Origin of the sequence: Hymenobacter cyanobacteriorum (assembly GCF_022631375.1) — a bacterium.
GTDB classification, from domain to species: domain Bacteria; phylum Bacteroidota; class Bacteroidia; order Cytophagales; family Hymenobacteraceae; genus Hymenobacter; species Hymenobacter cyanobacteriorum.
The window spans coordinates 362,088-379,918 of sequence record NZ_JALBGC010000002.1; the positions used below are offsets into that span (position 1 = coordinate 362,088).

A 17,831-nucleotide genomic window follows, 5' to 3' on the forward strand; every position below is an offset into this window, starting at 1 on the left:
CTGCCAATGACTAATAGAGAATTGCGAAACGCCTTATTAGAACGTCTAGCATCAGACCTCGCACCTTATGGCTTCGTGCTCAATAAAAGTCTGGCTGAATTTACCAAGCGGTCAGGAGAGGGCTGGGAAAAATTTCAGTTGATTTTTCTCGTGCGTAGCAATAGCTGGGAAATTAATCCTGCAATGTTAATCCGCATTGATATAGTGGAAAATATATATCAAAAAGCTTCTTACTTCGATAAGAAGTATCACAAAACAACTCCGACAGTCGGCATTTCGCTAGAGGATTTTGTCAATGATGGCAAAGGCTATCGATTTGATTTGAGCAATGAAGAAGATATTGAGCGCTGCTATCAGAGTACAATGATGTTATTTAAAAAGGTTGTTATCCCATTTTTCTCGCAGTACAACAATATTGAGCAGCTTGATAGAGAGATTAATGTTGAGAATAGGGAAAGCATTTTCGGGGGACCGAAATACGAGGGGAACTTAGGGATAATTCTTGCTAAGCTGGCCTGCAATCCGAGATATAACCAACTTGAAAGCAAATACCATTGCTATTATCAACAGCTTCAAGACGGATTTTATCTTGCTGAATACGAAGGCATAGTTGAAGCATTACGACTTGTGAATTCGTAATAAAACTACAGAGTGAGTCTCTTTGCTGCTTCTTTTAGCCCCTTTCGCGGCTGCCGACACGCCCCGTCGCGGCGGGGGCGAAGGGGGGGGCGGACAGAATCATCTGTGCCCATCACACGTTGGCAGGGTTTGGTTATCTTTGCTTACCTATGAAAATCACGTTTGAAGTGCCCGAGAATCGGGCCGGCTTTATTCTGGAATTGCTGCGCGGGCTGCCCTACGTGACGCTGCGCGGCAAAGCGGCGGAGCTGCCCGCCGACGACACGGCGCACCTGCTGGCTTCGCCCGCCAATGCGGCGCGGTTGCGGGCCGCGATGGAGCGCGACCGCCTCGGCCAGCGCGAAACCCACGAGTTTCCGGCGCAATGACGCTGAGTTGGGACACCGCAGCGTGGGAGGATTTCTTGTATTGGCTCGATACTGATAAAGCGACGGCCCGCAAGATTCGCGCGCTGCTACAAGAATGCCTGCGAACGCCCACCACGGGTACGGGCAAGCCCGAAGCCCTGAAGCACGACTTTGCCGGGTACTGGTCGCGCCGTATTAGTGGTGAGCATCGACTGGTTTACCGATTTGAGGCTGGACTGGTGCACGTTATTCAGTGCCGGTATCATTACAGCAAATAAGCGCTTATGGAAAAGTACTCGCTTCACGAGAAGGTATTGGAAGCAGATGCTGATGGCGTTAGCAGCCTGATTTCAGCAGGCGCTGACCTGAACGAACTTGATGTGCTCGGGCATTCACCTTTGCACTGGGCTGTTTTTGGTGGTTACTACAACATTGTTGAATGTCTTTTAAAAGCAGGAGCCAATCCCAATGTATTATCCAGGGACGGTGTTACGCCTAAGTGACGGGCGCAGGACTTTGGTCTGGTTGAAATAGAAGAGCTGCTCACTCAATATGGTGGGAAAGTCCTTACCGACAGTAATTTTGATAGAGGTGGATTTTCCGCTTTCAATAATTTTCTGGGTCAGCCATTACCCGAAGTGGAAATTTGAGAATAGGGTTGCCTCCTGTCCAGCGGCTCCTTGTCGCGGCGGTAGCGAAAGCTTCATTGTTTCAATCAACCGAAAAGGCCCGTTTACCAATTGGTAAACGGGCCTTTTCTATCACGCTATTACAGTTTTAAAGCCCGTTGCCCTTCGCCGTTTCCAGCCCCCAGTTGCGGCCTTTTTCCACGGCGGGCACGCCGGTGCTCAGCCACACCGGGGCGGGCGCACCTTTCAGGTAATGGTCGAAAAACTGCAGCTCGCGGATGGAAATGTCCTTGCGGTTTTCGCGCTTGATGAGGTTGTGGGCCTCGCCGTTGTATTGCAGCAGCCACACGGGCTTGCCCAGGCGGCGCAGGTCAGTGAACATCTCGATGCCCTGGTACCACGGCACGGCCCCGTCGGCGTCGTTCGACATGATGACCACCGGCGTTTGCACCTTGGGCAGCGAAAACAGCGGCGAGTTGCGGATGTAGGCCTCCGGCTTTTCCCAGAGCGTGGCCCCGATGCGGCTCTGGGTGCGCTCGTACTGGAACTGCCGGCTCATGCCCGATTCCCAGCGGATGCCGCCGTAGGCCGAGGTCATGTTCACGACCGGCGCGCCGGCCCAGGCAGCGGCGTACATGTTGGTTTGGGTGATGAGGTAGGCCACCTGGTAGCCGCCCCAGCTCTGGCCCTGAATACCAATGTGCGCGCCATCGACCCAGGGGTTTTTCTTCAATTCCTCCACGCCCGAGTTCACGTATTCCACGGCCGAGGGGCCGGGCTCGCCCACGGTGTAGCTGATGTCGGGCGTGAAGACGAGGTAGCCGTTGCTGGCAAACGTGATGAGGTCGAGCCGCGAGGGCGTGGGCGCGGGCGCCTGGTAGCGGTAGATGCCGTCGGAAAGCTTTTCGTAGAAATAGGCCACCATCGGGTACTTCTTGGTGGGGTCGAAGTTTTCGGGTTTGTAGAGCACGCCGGTGGCGGCGTGGCCCTGCGGGGTGGTCCAGTGCACGAGCTCGGCCGTCACCCAGTTGTAGTCCTTCTGCTGAGCGTTGATGGCGCTGAGCTTGGTTTCCTTTTGCAGGTCTGCACTCACGTACACGTCGGCCGGCTGGCTCACGCTCGATTTCGTGTAGAGGTAGCGGCGGGCGTTTTTCGCCTGCTCCACGTTCGAGTAGGCCATCGGGACCATCGCCAGTTTCTCGGGGGCTTTGGTGCCGGCCAGGGGCTTGCGGTAGTAGCCCCATTCCTTGGTCACGTCGTTTTGGGTGAGCAGCAGCAGGTCGTCTTTGGGCTCGATGAACTTCTGCTTGTCCACCGGGATGCGGTAGCGGAAGCGCAGCTTCTGCTGGCGGCCCAGGCCGGCGGTGAAGTTGGTGGCCGCGCCGGTTTTGGGGTTAATTTTCCAGATGTCGTAGCGGTCGTAGAGCAGCACGGCTTCGTCGTTTTTGGTCCAGGCGGCCACGCCGTAGGGTTCGGGGTCGGTGGGCGAGTCGTTTTCCTCGTCGGCGAAGTTCACGCCGGTTTTGCTGGTCAGGTTCACGGTCTGGCGGGTGGCGACGGAGTAGGCAAACCAAGCCTTGGCCGCGTCGTCGTACCACAGGGCGTAGTCGCCGTGGGGCGAAATCTGGAAGCGGCTTTTCGAGGCTTTGGGGTTGATGGCAATGCGCTGGCCGGTGCGCGTCGAGACGAGGTAGGCCTGCTTGCGGGTGTTGCCTTCCCACTGCATCGAAATGCGCTTAGCAGTATCAGTCACGGCCAGCACGTATTCGGCGTTGGTGTTGTCGGGCAGGTAGGAGTCGCGCAAATATTCGTCCTCCAACTGCACAAACTTGTTGCCCTGCTTGGGGTAGATGACGGCCAAGTAGTTGCGCTGCAGGTCTTTCTTCAGCGTTTTCAGCTGCATGGGCTGCAGGTAGTCGTCCTTGTAGTTCCAGATGTCGAGCTTGGCGTGTTCAAAGTCCACCAGCGACGTATCCTGCGGAATGGGGTCGGGCGCGGTGCCGAAAAACAGTTTCTCGCCGTTCTCGCTAAACTGGATTTTGCCAAACCCGCTCGGCGACCATTTCGCCTTCAGCGCCTTATCGCCCGGCCGCATCACGATGGCCGCCGAATCAGCAACAAAGTTGGCGTAGTACAGGCTGAACGGCTTCACCAGGGCCTTCTCCGGGTGCTTCTCGGCCGCGAAAGCCAGCTGCTTGCCCGCGTCGTCGAACGCCAAGTTCTTGTAGGTGCCCTTGCCGCTGCTCAGCTTCTTCACGGAGCCGCCCGCTACATCAAACGCAAACAGGCCCGACTGTACGTCCTTGCTGCCTTTCGGGGCCAGCACGGCAAAGGCCACGCGGTTACCCGGCTTGCTGATTTGGTAATCCGTCACGGACGCGAACTCGCGGCTTTTGCCCGTAGCCAAGTTCAGCACGGTGAGGGGCGCGCCGGCCTTGTTGGCGTCGAGCAGGCCATCGGTGAGCTTCTTGAGCGTGTCGGCCGGGGCTTTGGGTTTGGCATCTTTCAGCACCGGCTTATTGCCCAGGAAGGCCAGCACCGAAGCTTTCTCGGCCAGCTGCCACGACTTCACGTTGGCGTATTTGGTGAGCTTGCCGGTTTCGAGGGCGTACACGCCCAGCGAATCCTTAGGCATGTCGTCGGGCTTTTTCTTCTTGATGCGGGCCTGCCGCACCAGCGCGTACGGCGGCTTGATGGGGAACACCGCAAACTTCGAATCAGCCGAAAACGCGGCCGAGTCGCCCCGGGCAATCTGGGCCAGCGGACGGTTGTCGGCGGTTTTCAAATACAGCGTGCCGTCGCCCTGCTGGGGCCGCACCTGGTACAGCACGTACTTGCCGTTGTTGCTGATTTTTGGGTTGATGACGCTTTCCCACTTGTCGTACACGGAGTGGTCGAGCGGCTTTTTGGAGGGGGCTTGCTGGGCCAGCGCGGGCAGCTGGCAAACCAGCGCGGCAATCAATAGAATGGACCTGGACATAGAAGCGAAGGGATTATTCCCAAATATACTTCCGCCATGAAACTGGCTCGTACCTGCCCTATTCACGCAGGCGGCGCGGCCTTCAGCTTCGGAACAAATGGGTAATCAAATACAGCACCACGCAAGCGCCAAGCCACAGTAGCCAGCCGTATTGCTGCCACAATGGTGGTTGCGGGCGCGGCGGCATCAATTTGCCGGTTAGGAGCTGCTTTACCGCTGTGCGGGTGCGAAGCTCCTCCAGCCGCGCCCGCAGGTTGCTTACATCGCTGCCGAATTGCTGGCGGTACTCCAGCAATTCGTCCCCACTCACGTCATCTAGCTCATCCGAATCGCTCCAAAAAAAGGTGTGCCAACCGGGGATGTAATAAAATTCGCCGTCCTCCCCACTAATATATGCTTGCAGGTAATTCGCCAGCTGCATCGCCTTCACAAAGCGGGGGGAACTGGCGGTGTGGTCATCAAAGAGCAGCAGGGCTTTGGTGTAAGCGCCACCCAGCGCATCGGGCCAAAACAGCGCCTGCCACTCCTGTTTTTCTTCTTCGAACAACTGAACTTCCCATTCTCCCTCGGTTCCAATCAGCCGCAGGTCATCAACGGCACCTATCGCGGCGGCCCACTCGTCGGGCCGAATGGGCAGCACGGTTTTAAGGTCTGCCGCTAATCTTTCCAGATGGATTAAATAGGCCATAGGGCGGCTTCGTACTGGTACTAGCGCAGATTTATCGTTCGCAGGCGGCACTTGCCTGCTACCCAAAGTTCAGCAAAGTAGGGCAGTATTCTTTTATGCGGATTACCCCTCCGCCCGCAGCACTTCCAGCGGCGAGCGGCGGAGCACGTCGCGGCTATTGAGCAGCCCGATGCCGGCCGTGAGGGCCGTGACCAGCGCCGCCAGCCCCAGTAGCGGCAGCACCGCCGGCCCAAAGCTGGCTTCAAACACGAATACTGCCAGCGCCCAGGCCGCCAGCACCGCCAGCCCGATGCCGGCCAGCGCCGCCAGCAGTCCCAGCAAGCCGTATTCGACCAGCGTGATGCGCAGAATCTGGCGGCGGCTGGCACCCAGCGTACGCAGCAGCACGCTCTCGCGCACGCGCTGGTAGCGGCTGATAACGACCGAGCTGCTGAGTACCAGCAAGCCGGTGAGGATGCTGAAGCCGGCCATGAAGCGAATGACGAAGGACACTTTGCTGATGATGTCATCGAGCGTGGCCAGAATCAGGCCCAGGTCGATGGCCGACACGTTGGGGAACTGGCGCAGCAGCGCTTGCTGCACGCCAGCCAGCGCCGCCGGGGTGGGCGTGCGCGTTACTTCGACCCAAAATTGCGGGGCCTGCTCCAGTACGCTTTTCGGGAAAAGCACCAGGAAGCTGGGCTGCACCTGGCCCAACTCGACCGAGCGGGTGCCGCCCACGATGGTGCGCAGCGGCGCACCCTGCACGTTGAAATCGAGCGTATCGCCGAGCTTGAGCTTCACGCGGCCCAAGTAGCCATCCTCCACCGAAATGCGCGGAATGCCGTCGGGCCCAAGGCGCGGCGCGGTGCCGGCCGAGAGCTTTTCGGCCCGACTCAGAGTGTCGCGGTAGGTCACGCGGTACTCGCGGGTGAGGGCCCAGGCCGGAATGCCCCGGGCGGTATCCTTCTTGATTTCTGACACCGAAGTGCCGTTGATGGCCGACAGGCGCATGGTGACGATGGGCACGCGCTGCATCAGGGGCAGGTTTTGCGCTTTCAGCAACGCTTCCACGCCGGGGCGCTGCTCGGGCTGAATGTCGAAGAGCACGAGGTTGGGCTGGCGGCCGCGGTCGGCGAGCTGCACGCGGCTCAGCAGCAGCGCCTGGGTGAGGAAGAGCGTGGCCAGCAGGAAGGTGCCGAGGCCAATGGACGTGACCAGCGTGAGCGTCTGGTTCTGGGGGCGGTAGAGGTTGGCCAGGCCCTGCCGCCACACGTAGCCCCAGCCGGCTGGGAAGAAGCGCCGCACGCTCGCAATCAGCAAACGGCCCACGCCGGCCAGCGCGCCAAACGCGGCCAGCAGCCCCGCGCCGAAGCCCAGCGTGAGCTTCCAGTCGCGCGTTTGGCCGTAGGCGAAGGCCAACACAAACAGCGCAATAACGGCCACCACGAGGCTGCGCACCGGGTCGGGCGCGGCTGTGTCGTCCTCAAACGCCACCCGCAGCACCCGCAGCGGCGACACGCGCCGGATGCTCAGCAGCGGCAGCAGCGCAAACAGCACCGCCATCAGCAGCCCCGTGAGCAGGCCGGTGGCAATGGCCGTCCACGACACGCTCACGCTGATGCTTACGGGCAGGAAGTCGCCCAGCACGCCCGGCAGCAGCGTTTGCACCGCCGCCCCGAGCGCCGCCCCAATGATGGCGCCCACCAGCCCCAGGCCGGCGGTTTGAATCAGGTAAATGAGCAATGCCTGCTTGCCGCTCGCGCCCAGGCAGCGTAGCACGGCCACAGCGGCCAGCTTTTCGCGCACGTACAGGTTCACGGCGCTGGCCACGCCCACGCAGCCCAGCAGCAGCGCCACAAAGGCCACCAGCCCAAGGTAGCGGGTAAGGTCGGCGAAGATGCGGCCCATGCTCTGCTGGCGGCTGGCTACGGTTTCGGAGTCGATTTCGGCCTTATCGAGGCGGGTCTGCAGGGGCTTGACGACGGCCGCCACGTTGGCTCCTGGCGCGAAGCGGTAGGCCCGGCGGTACTGCACCCGGCTGCCCGGCTGCACCAGCCCGGTAGCCGGCACCTGCGCCAGCGGAATAAACACCGCCGGGGCCACCGCCGAACTCACGCCCGATTGCCCCGGCGTTTTCAGCACGCGCCCCACAATGGGTAGCACCACCCGCCCCACTTGTACCGAATCGCCGATTTTCACCCCGAACTGGGCCAGCAGCGCGTCATCAACCAGCGCGCTGGCCGGAGTGCCGGGCCGGCCAAACTGCGCGGCCGCCGCCTGCGGCTGCACCTGCCACTCGCCGTAGTAGAAGCCGCTTTCGCGCGCCCGAATCTGGGCCAGCCGCACGCCCCGGCCGGGCCGAAACTGCACCAGCGAGGCAAAGGCCATTTCCTGCTGCCGGGCCGCGCCCAGCTTGCTCAAGGTCGGCTCCAGGGCGGTATCGAAAGGGTGGTTGGCGGTGAGCACGAGGTCGGCCCCGAGCAGCTCGCGGGCCTGCTCAGCCACGCTGCGCGCCAGGTTGTCGCCGAAGGAATTGATGCCCACCAGCGCCGCAATGCCCAGAATGATGCTGGCCATGAATAGCAGCAGCCGCGCCCGGCTGCGGCGGCTGTCGCGCCACGCCATGCGGAAAAGCCAGGAAGTGTTATGCATTAAATTGAGTTGGGTAGAGTTATGAGGAACGTCATGCTTCGGCTGCGCTCAGCATGCCGTTCAATTTATTTAGCCGACGCCAGTATTTCCTCCACCACCCGGCCGCCGCGCAGCCGCAGCGTGCGCTGGGTTTTGGCGGCCAGCTCCAGGTCGTGTGTCACCAGTACCAGCGTGGTGCCGGCTTCGCGGTTCAACTCGAATAGCAGGTTCACGACCCGCTCGCTGGTGTCGGGGTCGAGGTTGCCGGTGGGCTCGTCAGCAAAGAGCACGGCGGGGCGGTTGGCGAAGGCGCGGGCCAGGCTTACGCGCTGCTGCTCGCCGCCCGAAAGCTGGGCCGGGTAGTGATTGGCGCGGGCGGCCAGGCCCACGCGGTCGAGCAGTTCCAGCGCGGTTTGGGTGGCCCCGCGCTGGCCACGCAGCTCCAGCGGCACCAGCACGTTTTCGAGGGCCGTGAGGGTGGGCAGCAGCTGGAAATTCTGGAAGATGAAGCCCACGTGCTGGTTGCGCACGGCGGCGCGCTCGTCCTCACTCAGCTTGTCGAGTTGAATGCCGTTGACCCACACGCTGCCCGAAGTGGCGCGGTCGAGGCCGGCGCAGAGGCCCAGCAGCGTGGTTTTGCCCGAGCCCGAGGGCCCGACGATGGCAAAGGTGTCGCCGGCTGCCAGGTCGAAGCTGACTTCGTGCAGCACCGTGAGCGGCTGGCCGGCGCTGGGGTAGGTTTTGGTGAGGTTTTCGACGCGGAGGATGGACATATTAGGGCAGGAGGGTGTGGGGGTAGGCGGTTGAGCGGGAAGTAATAATGGAATAAAAGACCGTCATGCTGAGCGCAGCCGAAGCATCTCTACTGCAATAGTAAATGAATTGCTTGCGCGGTAGAGATGCTTCGACTGCGCTCAGCATGACGTTTCTTCGACGTTCTTTCTCGCCGAAACAACCGCGCCGCCGCCCGTTCGTTACCCAAGACGTGAAAACCCGCCGCATGTTTTCCGGCTTTACGTTTTCCTGCCCAAATGCTGCTTATGAAACTCAAGATGCTGCCCCTGGCCGCCCTGCTCGGGCTGGCCCTCACCGCCTGCAACTCCGGCCCCGCCGCCGAAAAACCAGCTGCCACTGCTGCCCCGGCCGCTACTTCGGCCACCCCGCCCGCCACTGCTAAAAAGCGCCTGCTGTTCTTTGGCAACAGCCTCACCGCCGGGCTGGGCGTGGAGCCCGAACAGGCTTTCGCCGGGCTGATTGGTCAGAAAATCGACTCGCTCAAGCTGCCCTACGAAGTAATAAACGCCGGCCTGAGCGGCGAAACCACTGCCGGCGGCCGCAGCCGCGTGGGCTGGATTCTGCGCCAGCCCGTCGATATTTTCGTGCTGGAGCTCGGGGCCAACGACGGCCTGCGTGGCATCCCGCTGGCCTCCACGCGCCAGAACCTGCAGGGTATTGTCGACACGGTGCGGCGGCGCAGCCCGGGCGCGCAAATTGTACTGGCCGGCATGCAGATTCCCCCCAACATGGGCCAGGCGTATTCCACCGATTTCAAAGCCGTGTTCCAGGAAATCGCGGCCAAAAACCACCTCGTGCTCATTCCCTTCCTCCTCGAAGGCGTGGGCGGGCATCCCGACCTGAACCAGGCCGACGGCATCCACCCCACGCCGGCCGGGCACCGCATTGTGGCCCGCACAGTATGGGCGTCGCTGGCGCCGTTGGTAGGGGCGAAGTAACCGCCTGTCATCCGGAGCGCAGCGAAGGACCTTATCACGTTTGAACCGTTTGTTTTGGCGTGACAAGGTCCTTCGCGGCGCTCAGGATGACAGAAGATTTGTGGCCTATATCACCCGCACGGCGTCGAGGTTCACTTCGTCGCGCAGCAACTCAAGGTTGCGGTAGGTGCGGGGGCGGCCGGCGTCGGTGCTGAGGTCGGGCAGGGCGGCGCGGGCGGCATCGAGGGTGAGCTGGGTGAGCTTGCGCTCGCCCAGGTAGATGGCCATGGGCCGGCCCAGGCGGGCATCGTGGGTGGCCAGGGCCTGGTCGATTTCGGCGAGAATAGGGCTGCTCATCGGGGCAGGGTAGGGGTGAGAGGCCGGAAATATAATGAGCAGCAAACAGTTTTCAGTGAACAGCCAGTAGTTAGCCCCGCGTACGGTTCACGCTGCATCGCAAACGATTCGCTGGAATCGGTTCGCGGCCAACCCGGCTACCTTTGCCCCATGACAACTTCTGCCGCCCCAGCCCCCGCCGAAACGGCTGCCGCCCGCGCCGCCCGCCCCATCGGCCTGTTCGATTCGGGCATCGGCGGCCTCACCGTGGCGAGGGCCGTGGCCCAGCGCCTGCCCCACGAGCGCCTCGTGTACTTCGGCGACACGGCCCACCTGCCCTACGGCGACAAAAGCGCCGCCGCCATTCAGGCCTATTCGGTGAAGATTTGCGACCTGCTGCTGCGCCAGCGCTGCAAGCTGATTATCATCGCCTGCAACTCGGCCTCAGCCGCCGCCTACGAGCTGGTGCGCGAGTACGTGGGCAGCAAAGCCCGGGTGCTGAGCGTGATTGACCCCATTGTGGCGCACCTGGGCCGGGCCTACGCCGGCCGCCGCGTGGGCCTCATCGGCACCAAGCAAACCGTCAATTCCAACGTGTACAAGAAGAAGGTCGACGACCTCGATGCGGGCGTGGACCTGCACTCGCTGGCCACCCCGCTGCTGGTGCCCATGATTGAGGAAGGGTTCTTCAAAAACTCGATTTCCGACGACATCATCGGCACCTACCTGGGCCAAGCCGAACTGGCCGACATTGAGGCGCTGGTGCTGGCCTGCACGCACTACCCGCTCATCAAGGAGCAGATTGCGCGCTACTACGCCGGCCGCGTCGACGTGCTCGATGCTTCCGACGTGGTGGCGGCCGAGGCCGAAGCGTATCTGGCCACTGCCGGCCTGCTGGCGCCGGCTGCGCCCACGCCGCCGGCTCATCATTTCTACGTGTCCGATTTCACCCGCTCGTTCGAGGAAAGCACGCGCATCTTCTTCGAGCAGGAAGTACACCTGGAGCACTACCCCCTTTGGGAGTAGCCGTGGGGTGGTTGATAGGGGAATTAAACGGTGGCCGGTTTAGTCGGTCTTGCTATTGAGACGCCCGGGGTGGCGGCATTGGTCGAAACAACACCGTTGCTGGGCGACGCTGGGGCGGCAGCAATCGGCTGGCTGACGGACGGCCGCATTTTTTGCGTCGCCGCACCGTTCAGGAAGCAAACAGCCAGCCCGGTCGTTATGGGCAGGCCAATATTTATTCGTGCAGTTTTCTTTATTCCAACATCCGATGGCAACTTCCGCTGAAATGAACCGCAAAGAATTTCTACAGCTCTTTGGCTTTGGAGCCACGGCACTGTTTGCCTCGGCCTGCCTGGGCGGCTGCGGCAGCAGCACCAGCAGCGACCCCGTGGTGGGGGCCACCAACGTCGACTTCACCGTGGACCTGACGGCTAGCAGCAGCGCCCCGCTCAACAACGCGGCCGTGGGCTACATCTACAATTCGACCCGCGACGTGATTGTGGCCAAAACCGCCGCCGGCGGCTACGTGGCCCTGCAGGCGCCCTGCCCGCACGAGGGCACCAGCGTGTATTTCTCGCAGGGCCAGAGCCGCTTCATCTGCCCCAACCACAACGCAATTTTCGACGTGGGCGGGGCCGTACTCAGCGGGCCGTCGCCGCGCGCGCTCAAGCAGTACGCCGTGGCCCAAACCGGAACCACGCTGCGCATCACCGGCTGATTATTAGCAGAATGTTTGCCAAGCGGGCCGGCCACTAAGTGGCCGGCCCGCTTTGTTTATACAACGCAATGGTCGCAATGCCGTAACCTCCACGGGCTATCCAGCGGCTTACCTTCGGGGCGGCTGACGTGGGTGGGGGCCGGCGTCTCGCAGGCAACGGGTAACACCTATAAGGACGTTAAATTTCTCTCACTTTTTCAGACGATTACATGAATAACTTCTTCGCATCAAGGGGCCGACAATTGCTGGCGTTGCTGCTGTTGCTGCTGCCGGTGTTTGGCCACGCCCAGAACCTTACCCAGGGCGGTTTTACCGGTGTGCTGGTGCCGCAATACGCCAGCAGCGGCACCGCCACGCGCCTGCCCGTGATGTATCGGGCTACGGTGAGCGGCCTCACCGCCAATACATTGTACCGCTACTACACGCAGGCGGCCCTCAGCACTGACCTGGGCACCACGGCCACCGGGGCCGGCAACCCCCTGCTGATTACGCCGGGCACCACGCCCGCCACCACCACCTACGCCTACACCAGCTCGGCCAGCCTGAGCGTGGCCGGGGGCTACGCCACCTTCACCACCAACGCCGCCGGCTCCTACACGGGCTGGTTTGGCTACGTGAACACGGGGAACGTGCGTTTCACGGCTGGCAATGTGCTGTACATGAGCATTGTGCTGGCCACTGACGCGCTGCCGGCCACCGTGGAAAAACGCCTGGCGCTCGACCAGACCCTGACGGTGCTGGCCCTGGGCACCGGCACCACTGCCACCGATGCTACCGGCCTGCGGGGCAGCTCGGCGGCTACCCCCAAAAACCTGGTGGCCGTGTATGACAACCAAGCCGGCACCGGCCGCCCGCTGGGCCTGACGGTGGTAGAGGCCATCAACCCCACCGGCTCGGCCCTCACGGGCGTGCCTGCCTACTACACCACCAACGCCGGCGACTGGAATACGCTCATCCCCAATGTGCTGACAACCGGCGTGCGCCGCGTCGAGCAGCGCTCGGTGGTGGATGCCTCGATTGTGGGCTGCGCCTCCGATGCGGATGGCGTCTGGCCCAGCGGGGCCAATACCGTGAACCCCACCGGCGGCACCACGGCCGTTGCGCTCACCGCAACCGATGCCCCGCTGAACACCAGTGCCTGTGGCAGCGCCAGCACCGCCGCCATTACCGTTACGCCGGCCACACTGATTGCCTTTAATACCACGGTCGGCACGCCCTCGGCCACCCAAACGCTGACAGTAGGCGGCACCGGCCTCACCACCGGCATCGTGGTGACGGCCCCGGCCGGCTATGAGGTTTCGCTGAATGCCACCAGCGGTTTCGGCGTGCTCGTGACGGTGCCGCAGACGGCTGGTACCGCCGCCGCTACGCCTGTGTACGTGCGCCTGACTGGCACCACCGCGGGCTCTTTTGCCGGCAACGTGGCCCTTACCAGCACCGGCGCTGCCACCCTCAACGTGGCCGTAACCGGTACGGTAACGGCCGTGGTGGTTTCGCCGCCCACCATCACCAGTTTCACGCCCACGTCGGGCGGCCCGGGCACCCCCGTTACCATCACGGGCACCAACCTGATGGGGGCCACGGCGGTGCGCATCGGCTCGTTTGCGGTTGCCAACTTCACGGTGGTAAATGCGAATGCAATTACCCTGACGGTGCCCACCGGCACGGGCAGCGTGAACGGCTTGATTTCGGTGACTACCCCCGGCGGCACGGCTACCAGCACCACGCCGTTCAACCTGGCGTCGGCTACGGCCGCCGCCACTGCCCTGCCGGGCCTGGCGGTGTTTCCGAACCCTGCCACCGACCGCCTGACGGTGGCGCTGCCCACCGCCGCCCCGGCTACGGTGGCGCTGCGCGATTTGGCCGGCCGCCTGGTACTGGCCCCCACGGCCCTGGCCGCCGACCACCAGCTGCGCCTACCGGCCGGGCTGGCCCGGGGCGTATATTTCCTTGAAGTGCACCAAAACGGCACGCAGGCCGTGCGCCGCATTGAGCAGCGCTAGGCCCACTACTACAATCAGCAAAGAGCCCCCGCCCAAGCGGGGGCTTTTTTGTTGGAGGCGGCTGGCATCGTGGCCGGGAACGATTGCGCAAGTAAAGCGGCCCGAATACTTGCCAGCGGCTGTCGCAGGCCGGACTTTTAGCCGGGGAAATCCCCGCTGCTAGTTGCCTGACCCGCCATGAATAAACCGTTGCTGAAACTGCTGCTGGCGCTGTGGCTGCCGTGGGCAGGCCTGCTGCCAGCCCGCGCCCAAACCCTGACCGTGGCCCCGGATGGCTCCGGCCAGTTCCGCACCATTCAGGAGGCCATCAACAGCCTGCCCGATGCGGCGGCGAAACCGCGCACGGTGTTTCTCAAAAACGGTACCTACCGCGAGAAAATTTACCTCGACGGCAAAGCCAACCTCGTGCTGAAAGGGCAGAGCGAGAAAGGCGTCATCCTGACCTACCCGCAGGCCCGCGATATGTGGCTGTGCGGCCCCGGGGCCACGGCCGGCGACTGGGGCGTGGCCACCCTGAACCTGCGCAACTGCCCCGACATCACCCTCGAAAACCTTATCGTCGTCAACAGCTACGGCTTCGACGCTCCGGACGAAGTCACCGTTGACTGCCCTACGGCGCCCACCGGCAAGAAAACCGTGCGCAACACCGGCCACCAAATGGCCCTGCGCGCCCTGCCCGGCACCACGCGCCTCGTGGTGCGGCACTGCACGTTTCGGGCGCTGGGCGGCGACACGGTGAGCCCCTGGGACACCGAGGCCGGCGCGTATTATTTTAAGGATTGCACCATGGAGGGCGGCGTGGATTTCTACTGCCCGCGCGGCTGGGCCTACGCCGAAAACTGCCGCTTCATCTGCCACAGCCGGGAGGCCGCCATCTGGCACGATGGCTCGGGTAGCCGCGATTCGAAAACCGTGCTGCGCAACTGCACTTTCAGCGGCGACGACGGCTTCAAGCTGGGCCGCTTTCATCGGGAAGCGCAGTTTTACCTGGTCGATTGCCGGTTCGCGAAAAACATGGCCGATGCCGACATCTACCACGCCGTATCGGGCCCCGGCGCGAAACAGTGGGGCCGCCGTGTGTACTACGCCAACTGCCACCGCGCAGGCGGCGACTACGCCTGGATGCAGGATAACCTGAGCACCGCCGAGGGTGCGCCCAAAGCCAAAGACCTCACCGCCGCCTGGACCTTCGGCGGGCGCTGGAACCCGCTGACCGGGGCCGTGCGCGCCACCCCGCCGGTGCCCGCCAGCCAGCTTGATACCACCGCCGAGAAGATGCTGCTCTACCAACGCGCCGTGGGCGGCTGGCCCAAGGCCCTGGGCGAGGTGAAGGTGAGCTACGCCCACCGCATCAGCCCCGGGGCCCGCGCCGGCCTGCTCGACGGCAAAAACCAGAACGACGCGACCATCGACAACGACGCCACGACCCGGGAAATCCACTACTTGCTCAAAGCCTTTCAGGCAACCAATAACCCAGCCTACCGCCAAGGGGCTGAAAACGGCATCCGCTACCTGCTGAAAATGCAGTACCCCAACGGCGGCTTCCCCCAATTTTACCCCGACCTGAGCTCCTACCGCCACGAAATCACCTACAACGACGATGCCATGGTGCGGGCCCTGACCGTGCTGCGCCGCGTGGCCCGGCAGGAGGAGCGGTACGCGCTGGTGAGCCCCGATTTGGTAGGTCCGGCCAAGGATGCGGTGGCCCGGGGCCTGGCCTGCATCCTGAAAACCCAGGTGGTGCAACACGGCCGCCCCACCGCCTGGTGCGCCCAATACGACGAAGTGAGCCTGCTGCCGGCCAAGGCCCGCGCCTTCGAGCTGCCCTCGCTCAGCGGCGAAGAGTCGGTGGGTATCGTGCGCTTTCTGATGGATACGGAGCAGCCCAGCGTCGACGTAAAAGCCGCCGTGGATGGGGCCGTCGCGTGGTTTGAGCAGGTGAAAATGACTGGCTTCGTGCTGAAAGAAATTCCCGCCCCGCAGGAGCCGCGTGGCATCGACCGCGTCATCGTGGCCCAGCCCGGGGCGGTGCTCTGGGCGCGCTTCTACGAGCTGGGCACCAACCGGCCCATCTACGTGGGGCGCGACAGCCAGGTGCACTACCAGCTGCGCGAAATCGAAAACGAGCGCCGCGCCGGCTATGCCTACGCTGGCACCTGGCCCGCCGAACTGCTGGCCGTGGAGTACCCGGCGTGGCGCAAGCGGGTAGCGCACGAGGCAGGAAAGTAGCCCCGGCTTGGGCATGAAGACACGCTTCTTCACTTCCCGCTGCTCAAGGGCCCGAGCTTAAACCGCCGGGCGCCTCCTTGCAGCGAGAGACGTAAAGGGTTGCACTCTACAGCTTTTCTTCGAGCCACAGATAACCAGCTGCCAGCAGAAACAGCCCAAAAAACCAGCCCGCCGGCCACGGCTCCGATACGAAATCCTGCGCGCCTTCGGCGGTGGTTGCGGCTGGTGCGGCGGTGGCCAATTGCGCGGCCGCCTGCCGGCGTGCCGCCAGCTCCGGCCCCTGCCAGGCGGTGGCGGGATACACATAGAAACTGAACGAAACCCGGCCCGGCCCATTGGCACGGTGCCAGCCCGCCACGCCCGGCCAGAATCGGGCCGTGCTCCACTCGGGCAGGCGCGAATCCTGACGCAGGGCCAGGGGCACGGCGGGGCCGCCGGCCAGCGCCGCCACGGTGGGCAGCTCGGCCGGCAATGTGGCGGCCGCCAGGCGCAGCGTGAGCGGCTGGCCCGGGCGTGGCCAGCGCGTGCCCGTCTGCCAGGCAGCCACTGGCGCCGCCGGCGGCACTACCGCCCGCAACAGCCGGTTCCAGAAGGAAGCATACACGGCAGGGTGCCCCTGCAAGCCCCACCGAAAGGTTTCGGGCACCACCGACACCACCACCGCGCCCAGCCCCAAGCGCTGGCGGGCCGCCGCAATAGCCTGCTGCGGCCCGCTGATGAGGGGCTGCAGATTCGGCCGGGGCTGCAGCTGCGCGGGCAGCGGAGCCCGGGCTTCGCCGGGCGCGGCGGGCCAGGCCAGCGCGGGCAGGCTGGCCGGCGTGGCCGGGCGGGGCAGCACCGCAAAATCAGTGCGGGCGGGGGCATTGCGGGGCAGCGGCGCAGCCTCGGCCAGGGTGATGAGGCCCAGGCGGCCGTTGCGCACGGCCGTTTGCAGGGCCTGGGTTTCGGCTCCGGTTAAGGACGCAACCGTGGCGGCATCGGCCACCACCACGGCGTAGCGGGCCAGGAGGGCGGGCGTGAGGCGGTCGAGCGCCGCGCGGGGTTGGTTCACGAAATCGGTTTGCACCAGGCCCCGGCTCACGCTGGTGCGCAGGGCCACCGGGTAGTGGGCTTCGGCCAGGTGGTTTTTCAAGAACTTGAACTCGAACGAGGGCGTGGCCGTCAGCAACAGCACCGCTGGCAGCGCGGCCGTGATGATTTCGACGGGCACGGGCTCACGCAGCGGCGGCTGACCCGGGCGGCGCAGCACCAGTTCGTAGGTAGCCAGCCCGGCCGTTTTGGGCTGGTAGTGCAGGCGAAATGCCTCAGTGCCATTGGCCGCAAGCTGCACCGAGTCGCGCCCGGCCCCGGCGGCTTGCAGCACCACCCAGGCCGGGCCCGCGCCTTTGGGCCGACTCACCGCTCCTTCGATTTGCAGCACTTCGCCCAACGGCAGCTGCGCGGGCCAGTAGGCCGTTTGGAAGCCCGCTCCCGGCGTGTCGGAATGCTGGCGCACGGCCACGTTGCCCAGTATGGGCAGGTCGGCGGCGGGCAGGCCCGTGCCCAGCACGTGCAGGCGGCGCAGGGCCGGCCGCTGCTCGGCCAGCGTGAGCAGGCTGGCGAGTGGGCGCGCTTTCGCGGCCTTTTCGACGTTGCCATACGCCCACACCGGCGTGCCCGCACCTAACTGGCGCAGCAGCTGGCGCAGCGTATCGGGCGCGTAGCCTTCGGTTAGGAGAATACTCTCGGCGCGAGTGGCGGGCAGCTGCCGCACCGGCGGAAACGCTGTGAGCCAGAGGCTGGCGGCTACTACTGCCCCGGCCAGCATCCGCAGCGGGCGCTGCCGTTGGCGGGGCCGGCGCCAGGCCAAAACCAGCAGCCCAAAGCCGAGCAGCAGGCAGAATGCCAGCAGGCCGTAGTACAGAGCAGGAGCGGGGGACAAACTGGGCAACG

15 protein-coding genes are annotated in these 17,831 nt (G+C 63.7%); 9 read left to right on the forward strand and 6 right to left on the reverse strand.

All coding sequences use genetic code 11. From position 1 onward, the window contains the following. Positions 1-6: 6 nt before the first annotated feature. The 4 genes from MON38_RS06765 (at position 7) to MON38_RS06780 (ending at position 1,489) form a co-directional block, all read left to right on the forward strand. Positions 7-639, forward strand: a complete 633-nt coding sequence (locus MON38_RS06765) for a hypothetical protein (protein ID WP_241935397.1) — start codon at positions 7-9, stop codon at positions 637-639. 149 nt (positions 640-788) lie between these two features. Next, positions 789-1,007: a hypothetical protein gene (locus tag MON38_RS06770; RefSeq protein WP_241935398.1), complete on the forward strand. Its 219-nt coding sequence runs from the start codon at positions 789-791 to the stop codon at positions 1,005-1,007. After that, entirely contained in the window at positions 1,004-1,264 is a 261-nt protein-coding gene (locus tag MON38_RS06775) for a Txe/YoeB family addiction module toxin (protein WP_241935399.1), read from the forward strand. The genes MON38_RS06770 and MON38_RS06775 overlap by 4 nt, the downstream gene beginning before the upstream one ends. A 6-nt stretch (positions 1,265-1,270) precedes the next feature. Continuing rightward, positions 1,271-1,489: an ankyrin repeat domain-containing protein gene (locus MON38_RS06780; RefSeq protein WP_241935400.1), complete on the forward strand. Its 219-nt coding sequence runs from the start codon at positions 1,271-1,273 to the stop codon at positions 1,487-1,489. 274 nt (positions 1,490-1,763) lie between these two features. Here the strand turns inward: MON38_RS06780 and MON38_RS06785 are convergent, their stop codons facing one another. The 4 genes from MON38_RS06785 to MON38_RS06800 form a co-directional block, all read right to left on the reverse strand. Next, positions 1,764-4,595 (reverse strand): alpha/beta hydrolase family protein, encoded by a 2,832-nt coding sequence (locus MON38_RS06785; RefSeq protein ID WP_241935401.1) that lies wholly within the window; start codon positions 4,593-4,595, stop codon positions 1,764-1,766. 82 nt (positions 4,596-4,677) lie between these two features. Then, positions 4,678-5,283, reverse strand: a complete 606-nt coding sequence (locus MON38_RS06790) for a hypothetical protein (protein WP_241935402.1) — start codon at positions 5,281-5,283, stop codon at positions 4,678-4,680. Positions 5,284-5,385: 102 nt separating this feature from the next. Further along, the gene (locus tag MON38_RS06795; protein ID WP_241935403.1) at positions 5,386-7,917 is read right to left on the reverse strand and encodes an ABC transporter permease; all 2,532 of its coding nucleotides are present in this window, start codon (positions 7,915-7,917) and stop codon (positions 5,386-5,388) included. Positions 7,918-7,982: 65 nt separating this feature from the next. Continuing rightward, a complete protein-coding gene (locus tag MON38_RS06800) occupies positions 7,983-8,669 on the reverse strand; it encodes an ABC transporter ATP-binding protein (protein WP_241935404.1) in 687 nt (228 codons plus the stop codon). 267 nt (positions 8,670-8,936) lie between these two features. Here MON38_RS06800 and MON38_RS06805 point away from each other — a divergent pair, with 267 nt between their 5' ends. Beyond that, on the forward strand, positions 8,937-9,629 hold the full coding sequence (locus tag MON38_RS06805; RefSeq protein WP_241935405.1) for an arylesterase: 693 nt from the start codon (positions 8,937-8,939) through the stop codon (positions 9,627-9,629). Positions 9,630-9,734: 105 nt separating this feature from the next. Here MON38_RS06805 and MON38_RS06810 read toward each other — a convergent pair whose 3' ends face one another. Continuing rightward, on the reverse strand, positions 9,735-9,965 hold the full coding sequence (locus MON38_RS06810) for a hypothetical protein (protein ID WP_241935406.1): 231 nt from the start codon (positions 9,963-9,965) through the stop codon (positions 9,735-9,737). A 150-nt stretch (positions 9,966-10,115) separates the two neighbouring features. On the opposite strand from MON38_RS06810, the gene murI reads away from it, so the two are divergent. The 4 genes from murI to pelA all read left to right on the forward strand — a co-directional run bounded on the left by murI (position 10,116) and on the right by pelA (position 15,899). Beyond that, positions 10,116-10,970: a glutamate racemase gene (gene murI / locus MON38_RS06815; protein ID WP_241935407.1), complete on the forward strand. Its 855-nt coding sequence runs from the start codon at positions 10,116-10,118 to the stop codon at positions 10,968-10,970. 247 nt (positions 10,971-11,217) lie between these two features. Beyond that, entirely contained in the window at positions 11,218-11,667 is a 450-nt protein-coding gene (locus MON38_RS06820; protein ID WP_241935408.1) for a QcrA and Rieske domain-containing protein, read from the forward strand. Between the two features lie 209 nt (positions 11,668-11,876). After that, positions 11,877-13,670 carry a T9SS type A sorting domain-containing protein gene (locus tag MON38_RS06825; RefSeq protein ID WP_241935409.1) on the forward strand — a complete coding sequence of 598 codons (1,794 nt, stop codon included), beginning with the start codon at positions 11,877-11,879 and terminating at the stop codon, positions 13,668-13,670. Between the two features lie 177 nt (positions 13,671-13,847). Beyond that, a complete protein-coding gene (gene pelA, locus MON38_RS06830; protein WP_241935410.1) occupies positions 13,848-15,899 on the forward strand; it encodes a pectate lyase in 2,052 nt (683 codons plus the stop codon). Between the two features lie 106 nt (positions 15,900-16,005). On the opposite strand, the gene MON38_RS06835 is transcribed toward pelA, so the two are convergent. Next, positions 16,006-17,829, reverse strand: coding sequence for a hypothetical protein (locus MON38_RS06835; protein ID WP_241935411.1), 1,824 nt, complete (start codon positions 17,827-17,829; stop codon positions 16,006-16,008). Between the last annotated feature and the right edge of the window lie 2 nt (positions 17,830-17,831).